We start from the raw sequence: 15552 nt of genomic DNA, 5'->3' as shown, positions 1-15552 counted from the left end.
GATGGTGCCTTTCCGGCTCAGGGGGAGGTCTGGGGGACGACCTGGATCTTGACCCCGCTGCCGGCCCGCATCATGGCCAGCGCCTCCGGGAACTTCTCCAGGGACAGGGTGTCGGTGAGCAGCGGCGCCGTCTGGATCGCTCCGGAGGCCATGAGGTCCACGGCGGCTCCGTAGCTGTTCAGCACGGCCATGGAGCCCACGATGGTGATCTCGTCGTTGTAGATCCGGAAGGGCGAGATCGAGATCCGGGCGTCTTCGTCGGCGACTCCGAAGACGAGCAGGCGTCCCCCTCGGCGCAGGGACATGAAGGCCGCTTCGATGGCGGGTGGAGCCCCGGTGACGTCCACCGCGGCGTCGAAGCCGTCGGCCGGTCCGACACCCTCCAGTTCGGTGACGTCGGTGGCGGTGTGTTCGGCGCCCAGGTCGGCGGAGATGGCCAGTCGGCGGGTGTTGCGGTCGACCATCGTCACTCGGGCGCCGGAGCTTTGGAGCAGCTGTTGCAGGAGCAGGCCCATGGTGCCGGCACCGATCAGCAGGAAGCGTTCACCGGTCTCCACACCGATGCGTCGCACGCCGTGCACGGCGCAGGACAGTGGTTCGACGAGGGCGCCCTCGCGCATGCTCATCGAGTCGGGCATGCGGTAGCAGTTGGCGGCGGGGACGGCCACGTACTCGGCGAAGGCGCCGTCGACGGTGTCACCGATCGCGCCCCAGTCGGCACAGAGGTTGCCGCGTCCGGCGCGACAGTACTCGCAGTGTCCGCAGAACAGCGAGGGGTCGACGGCCACCCGGTCGCCGGGGCGCAGGTCCCCGAGGGCGCGTTCGCCGACGGCGGTCACGGTGCCGGCGAACTCGTGGCCGGGCACCAGGGGGTAGGGGCTGGGCGGGAACTCTCCGTCGGCGATGTGCAGGTCGGTTCCGCAGATCCCACAGGCTCCGACCCGGACGACGACACCGTCGGGAGCGGGGGTGGGTCGCGGGCGGTCTCCCACGGAGAGGGATCCCGGTTCGGTGATGATGGCGGCGCGCACGGCAGAACCCTCCCGAAAGCTTGATCGCTCGTTTGAGCGATCTGCGTCACAGATGTTCGTACATTCAAAGCCCACCGGAATCAGCGTGTCAATGGGTGGAGCAACAATCGAGTACACTCGTGCACATATGAGCGATCGGCGCAGTGACCCTACCCCCGACGGCCCCGCGGAGATGGTGCGGCTCGCCGCGATAGCCCGCAGGTTCTACCTGGAGGGACGCTCCAAGGTGGAGATCGCCGAAGAGTTCGGGCTGAGCCGGTTCAAGATCGCCCGCGACCTGGAGACCGCTCGAACGAGCGGGATCGTGCGCATCGACATCCGGTTGCCCGCGCGTCTGGCCGGGGAACAGTCCGAACGACTCAGAGAGGCCTACGGGCTGCGTCGGGCCATCGTCGTGGACGCCATGGAGGACCCACTGGAGACTCGCCGGGCCCTGGGTTCGGTGGCGGCCCGGCTGCTGGCCGAGATCGTTCGCCCCGACGACGTGCTGGGGCTGGCCTGGAGTCGCGGCCTCCAGGCCATGGGCGCGGAGATGGTCGAACTGCCCCGGTGCACGGTGGTGCAGCTCAACGGGGTGCTCTCGGAGCACACCGAGGCCGGCGGGTCGGTGGAGACCGTGCGCAGGGTGGCGCGACTGTCCGGTGGCGCCGCGTACCCGATCTACGCGCCGCTCATCCTCCCGGACGCGGCGACCGCGCGTACCCTGCGCGCCGACCCGGGCATCGCCGCCGCGTTCGGGCACTTCGATCGACTCTCCACCGCCGTGGTGGCGATCGGCGGCTGGGGCGAGCACAACTCGACCGTCTATCCCGCACTGACCCCCCAGGCCCGCGATCGGTACACGGCGCTGGGTGTGAGCGCGGAGATGTCCGCCCGGCTCTTCGACTCCGAGGGGCGGCGCGTCCACACCGACCTGGACGAGCGGATCATCAGCATCGGCACCGACCAACTGCGCGAGGTTCCCGAGGTGGTGGCGGTCGCCGGAGCCGGTGACGAGGCCAAGGCCCGGGCGATCGGCGCGGTACTCAAGAGCGGGTTGGTCTCGACCCTGGTGACCGACGGCGACGTGGCGAAGGTGCTGCTCGCCGGGTCGTGACGGTGGCCGCCTCCACCAAAGGTCGTAGACGCGGTGTCGACCCGCGCCCGATGTGCCGAAGGGGCGCGCTCCACAAGGCTGGGATCACACACGAGAAGGAGATCAGTGATCCCGATGAAGACCGACCCGCCCACCCGCCGACACCGCACCCCGGTGACCTTGGCCGCCGCCCTCGGCGCCTTGGCCGTGCTCGCCACCGGGTGCGCCTCCGGCTCGGCCGAACCGGTCGCGGCCACCCCCGCCCCTGTGCCCCCCGCCACGGCCGAACTCACCGAAGAGGACGTCAACGCCTGGTTGGACGGGCTGGTCCCCACCGAGTTGGCCAGGACCGAGATCCCCGGCGCCTCGATCTCCGTGGTCCACGACGGTGAGCTGCTCACCGCCCGCGGCTACGGTCACGCCCACACCGGCGTCGACGGGGAGGAACCGGTACCCGTCGACCCGGAGGAGACCCTCTTCAGGGTCGGTTCCGTCTCCAAGGCGTTCACCGCCACCGCCGTCATGCAACTGGTGGAGCGAGGGGACATCGACCTGGACACCGACATCAGTGAGTACCTCGACTTCGACCCGCCCACCAACTTCGACGAGCCCATCACGATGCGGCACCTGCTGACCCACACGCCCGGGTTCGAGGAAAGCATCCAAGGGGCCATCCTCGCCGAGGGCGCCGAGAACGACCTGACCCAACGTCTGAGCACCGACCCACCTGAGCAGATCTACCCGCCCGGTGAGGTCCCGTCCTACTCCAACCACGGCAACTCGCTCGCCGGACTCATCGTCGAACAGGTCAGCGGTGTCCCCTTCGACGAGTACGTCCGGTCCGAGGTCCTGGAACCACTCGGCATGGACTCCTCCTCCTTCGCCCAACCACTCCCCGACGACCTGCGGGAACGTCTGGCCGGCGCCTACGAGGTCACCGGCGGCCCCGCCCAACCGTTCGAGACGGTGGCCGAGGCACCCGCCGGCGCGTTCACGGCCTCGGCCACCGACATGGCGCGGTTCATGCTCGCTCACATGCCGCAGGAGGGCGAGGGGGAGATCCTCGAACCCGCCACCTTGGAGCAGATGCACGCCCCGGCCCTGGACGAGGACACCCTGGGCTCCATGGCGGGTGGGCCGCGGATGACGCTGGGGCTCTTCGAGGAGGATCGTAACGGTCACCGCATCCTCGGGCACGGCGGGGACACACAGCACTTCCACACCGAGATGCAGTTCCTGCCCGAGGCGCGCAGCGGCATCTTCGTGACGCTCAACGGCAGCGGCAACGCGGGCATGGCCAGCCACCTCCTGCGCATGGACATCGTGGACGGATTCTTCGACCGGTACTTCCCCGCCGAGGAAGGCGGCGTCGAGGAGGTCTCGGTCGAGGACACGGCCGCCGAACACGCCGCCCTCGCCGAGGGCTCCTACATCGGCTCACGGCAGATGGAGAGCAACTTCCTCGTCGCCCTGAACCTCCTGGGGCAGACCCGGGTACAGGACCTCGGCGACGGAACGATCCTGGTCTCCCCCGGACCGGAAACGTTCGTTCCAACGGTCTACGAGGAGATCGAACCGTGGGTGTGGCGCCAGGTCGACGGGCACAGCGTGATCGCCATGCGCCCGGACGAGGACGGGCAGAGCGTCGAGGCCATCGGCTTCGCGTCGGCGTTCACCCTGCTTCCTGTCGACGGTGAGCGTCAGCAGGCGGTGGTGTTGCCGATCATGGCCGCAGCGGTGCTCATCCTGGTGGTGACCGTGCTGTCGTGGCCGATCGGGGCCCTTCTGCGGCGCTGGGCCGGCAAACCCGGGCGTGGTCGCGAAGGTCGGCTCGCCCGTGTCCTCACCAGGGTCGGCGTGGGGTCCACCGTGGTGGCGCTCTCGTCCTGGGTATTGGTCGTCATGGCCATCTTGGAGTTCCAGACCATCCCCACCCTGGTGCTGCGCACGATCCAGGCGCTGCAACTGCTCGGGATCCTGGCCATCCTGCCCGCGGCCTGGAGCCTGTTCCAGGACGTCCGACGGCGCGCGGGATGGAAGTATGTGGTGGGCGGTTCCCTGGTCCTGGTCGCCCTGTTGATCGTGCAGTGGTTCGCGGTCACCTTCGGACTGCTCTTCCCCAGCGTGTCCTACTGAGTCGAGAGGTCATCACCATGGATCGGTCGGCGACGCACCGTTTCGATCATCTGCTGGACGGTCTGGGGCTGCGGGGGGACACCCGCCGCGACATCGCCCTGGGCCTGCTGGTGGGAGCGGTGTCCGTCGCCGTCCTGTGGGTGTCCCTGCCCGCCTTGGAGTCGTTGGAGGGCGTCGTGCTCGCCCGAGGAACGATCGTCTCCTCCGGCCTGGTGTTGCTGGCGCAGGCCCTGCCTCTGGGGCTGCGTCGGCAGAACCCGGTCCTGTCCCTGGTGGGGGTCGCGGCGCTCCAGGTGTTGCTCGCGTCCCTGACCCCGGCCGGATTCAACTTCCATGGGCCGGCCCTGTTCATCGCCGCCTACACCTGCGGCACCGTGCTGTCGCTGTCGCGGTTGTCGGTCGTGCTGGTGGCGTGCGCCCTGGTGTACGGGGCGGCGGAGGGCCTGCTCACGGGCGCTCTGGCACCGGCGGCAGGGCTCTCGCCGGTGCTGCCGGGCGAACCACCGTCCTGGGTGACGGCGCCGATCCTGACCGTGCCGGCGCTCCTCGTCCCGGGCCTGATCGGCATCTACGTGGGAACCCACCGCCGTTACGCGGAGCTGGTGAGGCTGCGCGACGCCGAGGAGATACAGGCGCACAAGGAGCGCGCACAGACCGCGATCCGGGCCGAACGCACCCGCATGGCGCGGGAGCTGCACGACATAGCCGCCCACCACCTGTCCGGCATGGTCGTCCAGGCGGGGGCCGCCGAACGGCTGATCGGTCGCGACGACGAGGCCGCCCGCCACGCGATGGTCTGGGTACGCACCCAGGGCAAGGAGACCCTCACCGGCCTGCGGGCCGTGGTGGGCGCACTGCGCGACCCGGACGAGGAGGAGACGCGGCCCGGCCACGATACGGAGGCACGGGACGCGCCGGTTCCGGGACTGGCCGCCGTGGAACGGCTGGTGTCGACGGAACGGGAACTGGGCACCGACCTTCGCCTCGTTCGTGAGGGCAGCCCCTACGAACTGCCGCCGATCGCCGACGTTACCGCTTACCGGGCGGTGCAGGAGGCGCTGAGCAACGCCCGCGACCACGCCGCCGGCGCGAACGTGTCCGTGCGGTTGTGGTACCGACCCGAGCGGTTCGCGTTGGAGGTCGAGAACGAGGCGGGCGGCGCCCGCGACGTCGACCGGAACGGCCGAGGGCTCGGAGTGTTGGGGATGCGTGAGCGCGCTGGCGTGGTCGGCGCGCGGTTGGACGTGGGACCCACGGACCGCGGAGGTTGGCGGGTCCGATGGGAGATTCCGGTGGAGCGGGAGGAGACGCGTTGATCAGGGTGCTGTTGGTGGACGACCAGGCCATCGTTCGGACCGGATTCCGGGTCATCCTGGAGCTGGCCGAGGACATCGAGGTGGTGGGCGAGGCCGCCGACGGGCCGAGCGCCGTGGAGTCGGCGCGACGCTCGAAACCCGACGTCGTGCTCATGGACGTGCGCATGCCCGGGGGCGACGGGTTGTCCGCCACCCGGGAGATCCTGGACCACGCCGCCGGACAGCCGCCCGAGGTACTGGTCATCACCACGTTCGACCTCGACGAGTACGTGTTCGGAGCGTTGGAGGCCGGTGCCTCCGGGTTCGTCCTCAAGGACACCGACCCGGACGAACTGGTGGAGGCGGTGCGACGGTTGGCGCGCGGCCAGGGGCTGATGGACCGGGCGGTGACGCGGCGGGTGATGACCGAGTTCGCCCGGCGGCGACCGCCCAAGGAGCGCACCCCGGACGTGGTGGAACTGCTCACCTCACGCGAGACCGAGATCGTGCGGATGCTGTCGAAGGGGATGTCCAACGCGGAGATCGCCAAGGCGCTGTTCATCGAGACCAGCACCGTGAAGTCGCACCTGGGGCGGGCGATGACCAAGATCGGTACCCGGGACCGGCTTCAAACGGTGGTGTGGGCCTACCGCACGGGCGTGGCCCGACCCTGAGGCGTCGAGTACCTCAGGCCAGTTCGAGGGTGGTCAGACAGGTGGGGTCGTCCGCACCGGTGGAGATCGACGTACTGCCGGAGCGGCCCTCGTACTCGACGGTGACGGTCGCCTCGATGTCATCGGGCAGCCAGTAGCCGACGAACCCGTTGTCGAAGGTGGGGGCGGTCTCCTCCACCAGCACGGTGTCGTCGGCGTCGTCGGTGATGGTCACGGTGACCTCCGCACCGCGCAACTCGCCCATGCAAGAGGTGAGGCTGTGGTGGAAACAGTCGTGGGTCCGATCCACGTAAGGGGCCATGGACAGGTAGAAGAGGTCCTCGGGCAGGTCGAGTTCGACCTCCTCGCCCCCGGCGGTGTCGGACAGGAGCAGCGAGCCGGGCCGCACCGAGGCCATGAGGTCGGTGGGTCGATCTTCCACGGGCATGAGGTCGAGGCGGGCGACGAGTTCCCGGGGGTCGAGCCCTTCGAGGTCGTCGAGCCCGTGCGCGGCCAGGAGTTCCGTGGCCTGGTCAGAGGTGGACCCGCCCGTGGGGGCGCCCCCTTGGGTCTCCGGAGCCGCGCACGCCGTGAGTGTGAGCGCCGCGGCGGCGACCGTGGCCATGGCCGTGTACCTCATGTCCGATTCCCGTCCCGATCCCGTGGTCGACGTCGAGCGGGATCAGCCTATACCCGCCCGGGGTACCCCGGGCGGCGGATCGGCGGAACGCGCGGGGTTCCACGTCAGCATGCGTTCTCCGGTTCGCCTTCCGCGGTGACGCCGTCCAGGTCGTCGGTGATAGACAGGTCGGTGTCGGCGGAGGAACTCCCGGAGAAACCGTTCCAGTCGGTCCCGGCGACCAACTCCAGGGTCTGCTCCAGCCCCTCGGCCTCCTCGGTCACGGCGTTCTCCAGCGAACCGGCGAGCAGCTCGGCCGCCGCCTCCGCGCCCGGACCGTGGTAGACGGTGGTGGCCTCGGGGACACGCAGCTCGGGGTTTCCGGTACCGGTGACCACGTAGCCCTCCCGGACCAGGACGGCCTGGATCTCCAGGGCGAGCCCGTCGACCCCCGTGTTGTTGACGATCTCGACCGAGATCTCGGATGGGTCGGCCGCGCCGTCCTCGGTCTCCTCTTCGGAACCGTCCCCGTCCTCTCCCCCGAACACATCCGCTCCCGCGTTGATCGCGTCGAACAGCTCCGAGGCCCGGGGCTCACTCATCATGATGCGGTTCTCGTCGTCGGGATGGGCGCCGTTGGGGACGGTGACGAACCCGACCCGGTCCAGGTCGACCTCACGCATGGAGATGACGATGTCGGTCATGATGTCGACCGTGAGGTCGTCGTCGGTGGTGATGGAGTCGGTCACGGCGCCGAGGAAGTCGGTGATGGTGATCGGGTTGGTCATCACCTCACTGCTGAGGACCTCGCGCAGCATGGCGCCCATGAACTCCTGTTGGCGGTCGATCCGGGAGAGGTCGCTGCCGTCGCCCTGGGCGTAACGGGAACGCACGAAGCCCAGGGAGTCCTCACCGTCGAGCGTCTGGAGCCCGGCGTCCAGTTCCAGTTGGGCCTTGGGGTCCTCCACCGGCTCGGGGATGCACATCTGCACCCCGCCCAGGGCGTCCACCATGTCCTTGAACCCGGTGAAGTCCATCATGAGGAAGTGGTCCAGGTGCACACCGGTCACCTGCTCGACGACCTTCCACTGGCAGCCCACCCCGCCGAAGGTCATCGCGGAGTTGATCATGCCCTGTTGGGGGGCCATGCCCTCGTAGCCCTCCACCGCCTCACAGCCGGGCAGGTCGACCACCAGGTCCCGGGGCAGGTTCACCAGGGTCACCGCGCCTTCGTCCACGTTGATGCCGGCGATGAGCATGGTGTCGGGGCGCTCGCCCTCGGCCTCGCCGTAGTCGGCGTTCTCACCCGAGCGCACGTCGGACCCGATGACGAGGAGGTTCATGACCCCCTCGACGTTGGTGGGCCGGTCCCACTCGTCGGTGTCCACCTGAGCGGTCGTGATGTTACCGACCAGACCCTGGTACCAGCCGTAGCCGCCCAGGCTCGCGACGATGACCAACGCCGTGACGACACAGGCCACCCGCTGTCCAGTGGACAACCGAGGGGATCGTGGACGTGACAACCCCTTCTCCTCTCTCACTCCGGCCGAACCCGCCCAGCGTGTCAGTGGTTTCTGAGTTCTTCCTGAAAAGAACCTGAAAGTCGCCTTCAGGTGGGGACCGAAGAGGGACGAGGAACCGCCGGAGGTTCCGGTCAGCGACCGTCAGTCGTTCGCTCGAACATCCACGACCACGCCCGAGAGGTCGAGGATCACGTGGTACTCCTGACCGTCGGAACCCCGTACCCGGACCTGCCACCCACGCCTGCCGTCCTCGTCGACGCGCTCGGTGTCGGTGGCCCGAGCCCCCTCTCCGACCGCCTCCTCGGCGGCGAGGGCCACCTCGGCACGGTCGGCCTCTCGTGAGGCCCCGGGGTCCTCCCACGGGGCGGGCCCGCCATCGGTGTCCCGGAGGGTCGATCCGTTGATGGTGAACACACCGGCCTCGTCCCTGTCGGAGTCATAGCGCACACCGAGCGTGACCTCGGCGCCCTCCAGGGCGCGCAGCTCCTCCAGGACCGGGTCCGCTACACCGTCGCCGTCGAAGTCCCCTACGATCGCATCGGTGAGCAACCACGCGCGAGGACCGAAGTCGACCCCGACACCCGCGACGTACCAGTCCTCGACGGCCTCGCCGGAACGCAGGCCACCGACCAACTGTTCAAGGCCGTCGACCGGCCGGGACGGACCTTCCCCGACCGGGGAGCGGAGGGTGGGAGCACCCGTGAAACCTTCGAGGCGGATCGTGTCGACCGTCCTTTCCGGATCCCCGAGCAGGACGTAACCGCCCATGGCCAGGGCCGACAAGGCCGCCGCGAAGGTGACGAGGAACGTCGTCCGGCGTCGCATCATCGGCTCCTTCGTCGATGGGGTGTCGAGCGAACCTCATTGTCCACCAGCGCGATGATGGGAACCTGAAGCCAATCTGAAGCCCGCTTTCAGGTTTCCCTCATGCTGGGCTCAGCAACGACCGGCATGCTGGACCGGTCCAAGGAAGCAGGAGGGTGCGACGCGGTGACGATTCTGGTGGTGGAGGATGAGGAGGGCATCGTCTCCTTCGTCCGGCGCGGCCTGGAGGACGCCGGGCACCGGGTGGTGACCGCCTCCGACGGTGTCGACGGATTGGTCATGGCGCTGTCCACCGACGTCGAACTGATCGTCCTGGACCTGGGATTGCCACACCTTTCGGGTGAGGAGGTCCTGCGCCGGCTCCGCCTGCGCCGCCCCTCGGTACCGGTCATCGTGCTCACCGCCAAGGACGCGGTCAGCGACCGGATCGCCAACCTCGACGCCGGCGCCGACGACTACATGGTCAAACCGTTCAGCGTGAACGAACTCCTGGCCAGGGTCCGCGCCCGGCTGCGTACCGGCGGGCAGGACCGTACCGACGCCCTGACCGCCGGGGACATCACCTTGGACCTGGCACGACACATCGCCTTCGTGGCGGGTGCCACCATTTCCCTCTCCGCCCGGGAGTTCGACCTGTTGTCGGTCTTCCTGCACCACCCCGGTCAGGTATTCTCCCAAACCCGGTTGCTGGACCTGGTCTGGGGTTACGACTTCGACGGCGCCTCCAACGTCGTCGAGGTCTACATCAGCCAACTGCGCCGCAAACTCGGAGCGGAGCACATCCAGACCGTGCGCGGTGTCGGCTACCGCTTGAGCGACGGCGCGAGGTGAGCCTCACCAGGCGCCTGGTCCTACGGTCCCTGCTGGTGATGGTGTTGGTGGTGGGCGGTATCACCGCCCTGACCTACGAACTGGTCCTGGTCTCCGGCCGAAACGACGTCGACGACCTGTTGGGCCAGGAGTCCGAGCTCCTGAGCGACACGTTGGGGGAACAGATGCCCACCGCCGCCGGACTGGACGGTGTGGTGTCGGGTCCCGAGGCCGAGCGCGCCGCGCGCCGGGCACTGTCGATCCGCCCCAGCGGAGCCCGGCACGTCTCCCTGATACACGTCGACGGGGTCCGTCTACAGAGCACCGGCGGTCCTTCCCGGGTCGCGGGTCTCATGCGCGGCGACGACGCGCCCGCTTCGGTTCCCGGGGTCGCCCGAACGATGGACACCGACGTCGGGAGGGTCCGTGTGCTGGACACGCCCGTCACCGACGCGACCGACGAGGAGATCGCCGTGATCACCGTCGTCGCGCCTTTGGACGTGGTCCACGACACGGCCGCCACGGTCCTGTTGGTCACCGCCCTGGCCGGGGGGATCGGTGTCGGTGGAGGCGGGATCGCGCTGTGGTTGGTGGTGCGTCGCACCTTGGCCCCGGTGCGGGAGGTGTCGGCGGCCGCGCAGGAGATCTCCCCGGCCGATCTCACCACACGCGTGCCCGTCCCCGACACCCGAGACGAGGTCACGGAACTGGCCACCGAGATCAACCGGATGCTCACCCGTATCGAACAGGCGGACACGGGTCGGCGCCGCTACCTGGCGGCGATCTCCCACGAACTACGCACACCGCTCGCGGTCGCCGAGGGACACCTGGAGCTGCTGGGAGGACCGGAGGCGGAGATCGTGCACGCCGAACTCGAACGGTTGCGTCGGGTCCTGGAGGACCTCATGGCGGTGGCACGCGGCGGCGACGAGATCGACGCCGACCGCGGTCCGGTCTTCCTGCCCGACCTGTTCGGTGCCGTGCGAGCCAGGATCGAGTCGCTCCCCTTCGCGCGATCGGTGCTCTTCCATGAGGCCTCGCCCCAGGTCGTCCTCGGAGACCAGACCAGGTTGGAGCAGTGCCTGATGAATCTGATCTCCAACGCGATCGACCACAACCCCCCGGGCGTGGTCGTCGACGTGGCCACCGAAGTCGATGAGGGCACCGTGGCACTGACCGTCACGGACGATGGATCCGGGGTCGATCCCGACCTGCTCCCACACGTGTTCGAACCGTTCGTGACGACGCGCTCCGGTCCGGCGGGAGGGCTCGTCGGTCTGGGGTTGCCGATCGTGCGGTCCCTGGTGAAGGCACAGGGAGGCCGTGTGGCCATGGAGAGCGGGTCCGAGGGGAGTTCGGTCCGTATCCTCCTGCCCATCGCCACGGCCTGAAGGCCGGCCCGGCGGGGAAGAAGATCCTGTTCCCCCCTTGCCGGACAGCCAGACTAAACGTAAGGTAACTTTCCAATACCAGGGGTCACCGAACCCGTACCCACGGCCGACGTGACCCACAGGGATCGACTCCGCCCGCCACGCCCCCTGGGCCCTCCCCCCGGAGCACGCCATGCGCACCCTGACCTCCTCGACCGCCGCCCTCCTCACCGCGGTCGCCCTTCTCCACTCCCCCGCCACCGCCTCCGCCGAAACCAAGGAACCGGCGCCCACCGCGGCGACCCTGGTCTGGTCGGACGAGTTCGACGGCCCCGCCGGCTCCGCCCCGAATCCCGCCAACTGGAACCACGAGACCGGCGACCACGGCTGGGGCAACAACGAACTGCAGAACTACACCGACAGCCGGGCCAACTCCGCACTGGACGGCAACGGCCACCTCGTCATCACCGCCCGACAGGAAGCCGACGGTTCCTACACCTCCGCGCGCATGACCACACAGAACAAGGTCCAGCCCCAGTACGGCAGGATCGAGGCACGCATCCAGATCCCGCGAGGACAGGGCATCTGGCCGGCATTCTGGATGCTGGGCGCGAACTTCCCCCAAACACCTTGGCCGGACTCCGGCGAGATCGACATCATGGAGAACATCGGCCGCGAACCCCACCTGGTGCACGGCAGCCTGCACGGGCCCGGATACCACGGCGGCAACCCCCTGACCGGTTCGTACATGCATCCGCAGGGGTGGTCCTTCGCCGACACCTTCCACGACTTCGCCGTGGACTGGCGGCCCGGATCGGTGACCTGGTCGGTCGACGGCAACGCCTACCAGACCTACACCTGGGAGGACACCCGGGGAAACCCGTGGGTGTACGACCAACCGTTCTTCATGATCCTCAACGTCGCCGTGGGCGGCGACTGGCCCGGCTACCCCGACGGCAGTACCCAGTTCCCGCAGGAGATGCGCGTGGACCACGTACGCGTGTACTCCTTGGACTGACCGAGTGAGCGGCGGGGGTGTCGGGTCCGGGGCCGTCCGGGCCGGGCATCCCCGCTTTCCCCTGGTGACGCGGCTTCCGGCAGGACGAAGGACACCGTGATGATCACCGACGCACAGATCCGAGCCACGCTGACCGACTACCTGCGACGTCATCCCGAAGAAGCGGACGCGCTCGCCGAACCGGCCCGGATGCTGCGGCAGGGCCGCGACCTCGCCTCACGTCGGACCTTCCCCATGCACGTCACCGTCGGCGCCCTGCTCGTTCGCCATCGGGCCGAGATCCTACTGGTCGAACACCGCGCCTACGGACTCACCCTGCAACCCGGCGGCCACCTTGAGCCGACCGATTCCACGCTGATCGCCGGCGCCGCACGCGAGTTGGGGGAAGAGACCGGCATCGACGCCGAAACCGTGGCCCCCACCCAACAGGTACCCGTCTACGTCGAGTTCGGCGAGGTCCCCGCCCGGCCGGACAAGGGCGAGCCGACACACTTCCATCTCGACTTCGGATTCGCCTTCACCACGACCCGAGGGAAGATCGGACGCGTCCAGGAGTCCGAAGTCGAAAGCGCAGCGTGGTACCCGTTGACGAAGGCCGAGCGCCTGGTCGGTTCCCGAGTCATCCGAGCGTTGGACCCATCGGCGCGGCTCGGGTAGGTGGGTAGGTGGCAAGGGGGTGGGGTGAGGACGCTTCCAGCGTTTTCGTACGGAGCCGATCGACTCGGGCGAAGGACACCGCCCTGACCTTCGAGTCCCGACCCGCGCCCTCCGGTGTCAACCGCAATGGCACTCCATTAGAGCCTTCGAGCGGTCTGGAGCAGCGGTGGGTGTGCGGGTGGGTCCTCCCTCCTTCCCCCGACCACCAACCTCGAAGCGCCAGAGACCCCGGGCGCCCCACCCACACACCCGAACGAAGACCAACAGCTGGTGGGCTCTCTACCTCCGACTCCCCCGTCTCTCCCTTCGCCTCACCTGCCTCACCGCGCTTCCTCCCAAGACAAGGTTCGGGTTCATCGTCCGGTGCTACCGTCGATCAGCTCCCGAAGGATGTCCAGGTGACCGGCATGACGACCGGTCTCCTCGATCATGTGCACCAATGCCCACCGCATCGACGGCGCGGACTCACCCGAGTGAGCCGGCCCTTCGATGTCCACGCAGCCCGCGATCACCTGGTTCGCTGCGGAGACAGCTTCGCGATATCCCTGAAAAACGCTTTCCGTACTCTTCCGCGGATCGGCTTGGAAGGTGGCCGCCCAATCGTGGGGTCGCTCTCCGAGGAAGAGCCGGCGTTCGACATGGGTCAGGTGTTCGATGAGACCGAGCAGGTTCGTGCCAGAAGCGACCCCTGGAGCACGCACACGCCCCTCGGGCGCGTCGGTGACCTTTGCCAGGGCGCTTTCGCGCAGGTAGTCCAGGAAACCGGTGAGGACCTCCATCTCGCTCGGGCCGGTCCTGGGAGGTGGCCGGTCGCGTCGTTGGTTCGGGTCGGGCATCGGATCTCGTCCCTTCACTGTCGAGCGGTTCACGTCGTCGAGCGCCGGCGCGCCACCAACACGTTGTCGATCACCCACGCGGTCCGAACCTCGGCGCTCTCCGACCCTTGAGCGCCCTCCGCAGCCCCGACGCTCCCTGCGCCCTCTGAACCCCCGACGTTCTTCGGGCTCTGGGCGATGCGGGAACGTCGTTCGCATACGAGGGCGGACCAGTCGGCTCCCAGGTCGAGCGAGTTCCACAGGTCCTCCGGTGTCGGATGGTCCTCGCGTTGCACCCACGACCAAGGGGCGCTGGAACCGTGGTCGATGACGATCAACAGTCCGCCTTCGACCACCGAGTCCGAGACACGGCGCAGAATGGTGGCGCGGTCGATGTCCGTCGCGGTGTGGAAGTAGTTGGCGTAGACCAGACCCCACGCCTCGGGTTCGGGCGTCGAGAGGGCCAGGTCGTGGTGCCGCGTGCTCAGACGATCTGTCAGGCCGGCCATGCGAGCGCGTTCGTTCAGTGTGGCCAGTACGTGTTCCGAGATGTCGACGGCGGTGACGTGCCATCCCTTGGCGGCCATCCACAGGGCGTCTCCTCCGCGACCACAGGCGAGTTCGAGCGCCCTACGGGCGCCCGTGGTCGGTGGTACGAGGGCCGGATCCTCCATGAGCGCGGTGAAGGCCGGGCTCGGCTCGGGATCCGGCGAGGAAGGATCCTCGTCGCGGTACCGGCTTTCCCAGAACTCACGATTGGACGAGAGCGGTGCGGTTTCTGATTCCATGTCGCCATGGTGGGCGCGACCGGGGCTCGGGAGCACACCCCTGTGCAGATGTGCAAAGAAGTAGATGTGTAAGAACCATCCGCGCCGAACCGTTCGGCTCTCGTGTCGGTTCTTGTGCCGGCCCTTGGTTCAGCTCTCGTACAGGCGGACGCGTTCACCCTGGGTTCCGAAGACCGCGAGGACCTCGGCCGGCTCTCGTTCGGCGGGGTTCCCGATCCAGTGCGGCGTACGGGTGTCGAACTCGATGGCTTCCCCGGCCTTCAACAGGAGGTCCTCTTCGGTGCCCAGGACCAGCCGAATGGTCCCCGAGAGCACGTAGAACCATTCGTGTCCTTCGTGAGTACGCATGCCGGGCGGCGAAAGGGTCCGGGCGGGCGGATAGACGACCTTGTAGGCCTGGACTCCACCGGCACGCCGAATGAGCGGGACGAACGTCAGACCGAAGCGGCGCACAGGGTGCAGGTGCACACGCGGATCACCCACCCGGGGTGCGTTCACGAGTTCGTCCATCGGGAGCCGATGGACCCGTGAGAGCGGCAGCAACTGTCCCAGGTTCGGCTGGACCCTGCCGGTCTCCAATCGCGAGAGGGTACTCGGAGTGATCCCGGTCCGCTGCGCCAATTCGGTCAGGGTCAGGCCCGCCTGCTTACGGAGATACCGCAACCGGACGCCCACCTCGCCGAGCACCGCTTGATCGCCGTTCCGGTCAGTGCCTTCGGGGTCTTCGGAGGTTTGTGGGCCTTCGGGTTCGCTCATCGGTTCATCTTCACTCATCGGTTCAGCGGAATTCGACCTGACCGAACATGACGAATTCGGCGAGCTGCCCTGGTAGTCGCTCAAGCGGAAGCAGCACGTGGAGACACCGGGTCGGAACACCCTCCTCCTGGCAGCGTTCGACCCATCCCCACGTGCGTGGGGCTCACGAACCGGCGCCCAC

15 protein-coding genes and 1 CRISPR repeat array (1 of these 16 running past the window's edge) are annotated in these 15552 nt (G+C 68.4%); of the genes, 8 read left to right on the top strand and 7 right to left on the bottom strand.

What is annotated here, in order from left to right; genetic code table 11:
* Window positions 1-17: 17 nt before the first annotated feature.
* Window positions 18-1031 (bottom strand): zinc-dependent alcohol dehydrogenase family protein, encoded by a 1014-nt coding sequence (locus NLI01S_RS04330; RefSeq protein WP_067599498.1) that lies wholly within the window; start codon window positions 1029-1031, stop codon window positions 18-20.
* 172 nt (window positions 1032-1203) lie between these two features.
* On the opposite strand from NLI01S_RS04330, the gene NLI01S_RS04325 reads away from it, so the two are divergent.
* The 4 genes from NLI01S_RS04325 to NLI01S_RS04310 all read left to right on the top strand — a co-directional run bounded on the left by NLI01S_RS04325 (window position 1204) and on the right by NLI01S_RS04310 (window position 6211).
* Window positions 1204-2127 (top strand): sugar-binding transcriptional regulator, encoded by a 924-nt coding sequence (locus NLI01S_RS04325; protein ID WP_084392309.1) that lies wholly within the window; start codon window positions 1204-1206, stop codon window positions 2125-2127.
* A gap of 114 nt (window positions 2128-2241) precedes the next feature.
* Window positions 2242-4242: a serine hydrolase gene (locus tag NLI01S_RS04320; RefSeq protein WP_067599681.1), complete on the top strand. Its 2001-nt coding sequence runs from the start codon at window positions 2242-2244 to the stop codon at window positions 4240-4242.
* Between the two features lie 17 nt (window positions 4243-4259).
* The gene (locus tag NLI01S_RS04315; RefSeq protein WP_067599491.1) at window positions 4260-5558 is read left to right on the top strand and encodes a sensor histidine kinase; all 1299 of its coding nucleotides are present in this window, start codon (window positions 4260-4262) and stop codon (window positions 5556-5558) included.
* Window positions 5555-6211 (top strand): response regulator transcription factor, encoded by a 657-nt coding sequence (locus tag NLI01S_RS04310; protein WP_067599488.1) that lies wholly within the window; start codon window positions 5555-5557, stop codon window positions 6209-6211. The genes NLI01S_RS04315 and NLI01S_RS04310 overlap by 4 nt, the downstream gene beginning before the upstream one ends.
* 13 nt (window positions 6212-6224) lie before the next feature.
* On the opposite strand, the gene NLI01S_RS04305 is transcribed toward NLI01S_RS04310, so the two are convergent.
* The 3 genes from NLI01S_RS04305 to NLI01S_RS04295 form a co-directional block, all read right to left on the bottom strand.
* A complete protein-coding gene (locus tag NLI01S_RS04305; RefSeq protein WP_067599487.1) occupies window positions 6225-6830 on the bottom strand; it encodes a CueP family metal-binding protein in 606 nt (201 codons plus the stop codon).
* Between the two features lie 104 nt (window positions 6831-6934).
* Entirely contained in the window at window positions 6935-8332 is a 1398-nt protein-coding gene (locus tag NLI01S_RS04300) for an LCP family protein (protein ID WP_067599486.1), read from the bottom strand.
* Between the two features lie 141 nt (window positions 8333-8473).
* Window positions 8474-9160, bottom strand: coding sequence for a hypothetical protein (locus NLI01S_RS04295; protein WP_067599485.1), 687 nt, complete (start codon window positions 9158-9160; stop codon window positions 8474-8476).
* A 162-nt stretch (window positions 9161-9322) separates the two neighbouring features.
* Here NLI01S_RS04295 and NLI01S_RS04290 point away from each other — a divergent pair, with 162 nt between their 5' ends.
* The 4 genes from NLI01S_RS04290 to NLI01S_RS04275 all read left to right on the top strand — a co-directional run bounded on the left by NLI01S_RS04290 (window position 9323) and on the right by NLI01S_RS04275 (window position 13012).
* On the top strand, window positions 9323-9988 hold the full coding sequence (locus NLI01S_RS04290) for a response regulator transcription factor (protein ID WP_067599678.1): 666 nt from the start codon (window positions 9323-9325) through the stop codon (window positions 9986-9988).
* A complete protein-coding gene (locus tag NLI01S_RS04285) occupies window positions 9985-11358 on the top strand; it encodes a sensor histidine kinase (RefSeq protein ID WP_067599483.1) in 1374 nt (457 codons plus the stop codon). Before NLI01S_RS04290 ends, NLI01S_RS04285 begins: the two co-directional genes overlap by 4 nt.
* A 172-nt stretch (window positions 11359-11530) precedes the next feature.
* On the top strand, window positions 11531-12355 hold the full coding sequence (locus NLI01S_RS04280; RefSeq protein ID WP_067599480.1) for a glycoside hydrolase family 16 protein: 825 nt from the start codon (window positions 11531-11533) through the stop codon (window positions 12353-12355).
* A gap of 99 nt (window positions 12356-12454) precedes the next feature.
* Window positions 12455-13012, top strand: a complete 558-nt coding sequence (locus NLI01S_RS04275) for an NUDIX hydrolase (RefSeq protein WP_223809108.1) — start codon at window positions 12455-12457, stop codon at window positions 13010-13012.
* Between the two features lie 353 nt (window positions 13013-13365).
* Here NLI01S_RS04275 and NLI01S_RS25940 read toward each other — a convergent pair whose 3' ends face one another.
* The 3 genes from NLI01S_RS25940 to NLI01S_RS04260 all read right to left on the bottom strand — a co-directional run bounded on the left by NLI01S_RS25940 (window position 13366) and on the right by NLI01S_RS04260 (window position 15371).
* Window positions 13366-13848: a DinB family protein gene (locus NLI01S_RS25940; protein WP_067599474.1), complete on the bottom strand. Its 483-nt coding sequence runs from the start codon at window positions 13846-13848 to the stop codon at window positions 13366-13368.
* A gap of 29 nt (window positions 13849-13877) precedes the next feature.
* Window positions 13878-14615, bottom strand: coding sequence for an SAM-dependent methyltransferase (locus tag NLI01S_RS25935; protein ID WP_067599471.1), 738 nt, complete (start codon window positions 14613-14615; stop codon window positions 13878-13880).
* A 129-nt stretch (window positions 14616-14744) separates the two neighbouring features.
* Window positions 14745-15371 (bottom strand): helix-turn-helix domain-containing protein, encoded by a 627-nt coding sequence (locus NLI01S_RS04260; protein ID WP_067599468.1) that lies wholly within the window; start codon window positions 15369-15371, stop codon window positions 14745-14747.
* A 138-nt stretch (window positions 15372-15509) separates the two neighbouring features.
* Window positions 15510-15552: a CRISPR direct-repeat array (repeat unit 29 nt) (it continues 1022 nt past the right edge of the window).

Source organism: Nocardiopsis listeri NBRC 13360, from assembly GCF_001570765.1.
In the GTDB taxonomy this organism is placed as follows: Bacteria; Actinomycetota; Actinomycetes; order Streptosporangiales; family Streptosporangiaceae; genus Nocardiopsis; species Nocardiopsis listeri.
This window is presented reverse-complemented; position numbering and strand designations above follow the sequence as displayed.

Bases quoted from the DNA above. Each gene is read 5' to 3' on its own strand.
- NLI01S_RS04275 (WP_223809108.1), top strand. From the start codon at position 12,455: ATGATCACCGACGCACAGATCCGAGCCACGCTGACCGACTACCTGCGA.
- NLI01S_RS04280 (WP_067599480.1), top strand. From the start codon at position 11,531: ATGCGCACCCTGACCTCCTCGACCGCCGCCCTCCTCACCGCGGTCGCC.
- NLI01S_RS25935 (WP_067599471.1), bottom strand. From the start codon at position 14,615: ATGGAATCAGAAACCGCACCGCTCTCGTCCAATCGTGAGTTCTGGGAA.
- NLI01S_RS04295 (WP_067599485.1), bottom strand. From the start codon at position 9,160: ATGATGCGACGCCGGACGACGTTCCTCGTCACCTTCGCGGCGGCCTTG.
- NLI01S_RS04305 (WP_067599487.1), bottom strand. From the start codon at position 6,830: ATGAGGTACACGGCCATGGCCACGGTCGCCGCCGCGGCGCTCACACTC.
- NLI01S_RS25940 (WP_067599474.1), bottom strand. From the start codon at position 13,848: ATGCCCGACCCGAACCAACGACGCGACCGGCCACCTCCCAGGACCGGC.
- NLI01S_RS04315 (WP_067599491.1), top strand. From the start codon at position 4,260: ATGGATCGGTCGGCGACGCACCGTTTCGATCATCTGCTGGACGGTCTG.
- NLI01S_RS04260 (WP_067599468.1), bottom strand. From the start codon at position 15,371: ATGAGCGAACCCGAAGGCCCACAAACCTCCGAAGACCCCGAAGGCACT.
- NLI01S_RS04320 (WP_067599681.1), top strand. From the start codon at position 2,242: ATGAAGACCGACCCGCCCACCCGCCGACACCGCACCCCGGTGACCTTG.
- NLI01S_RS04325 (WP_084392309.1), top strand. From the start codon at position 1,204: ATGGTGCGGCTCGCCGCGATAGCCCGCAGGTTCTACCTGGAGGGACGC.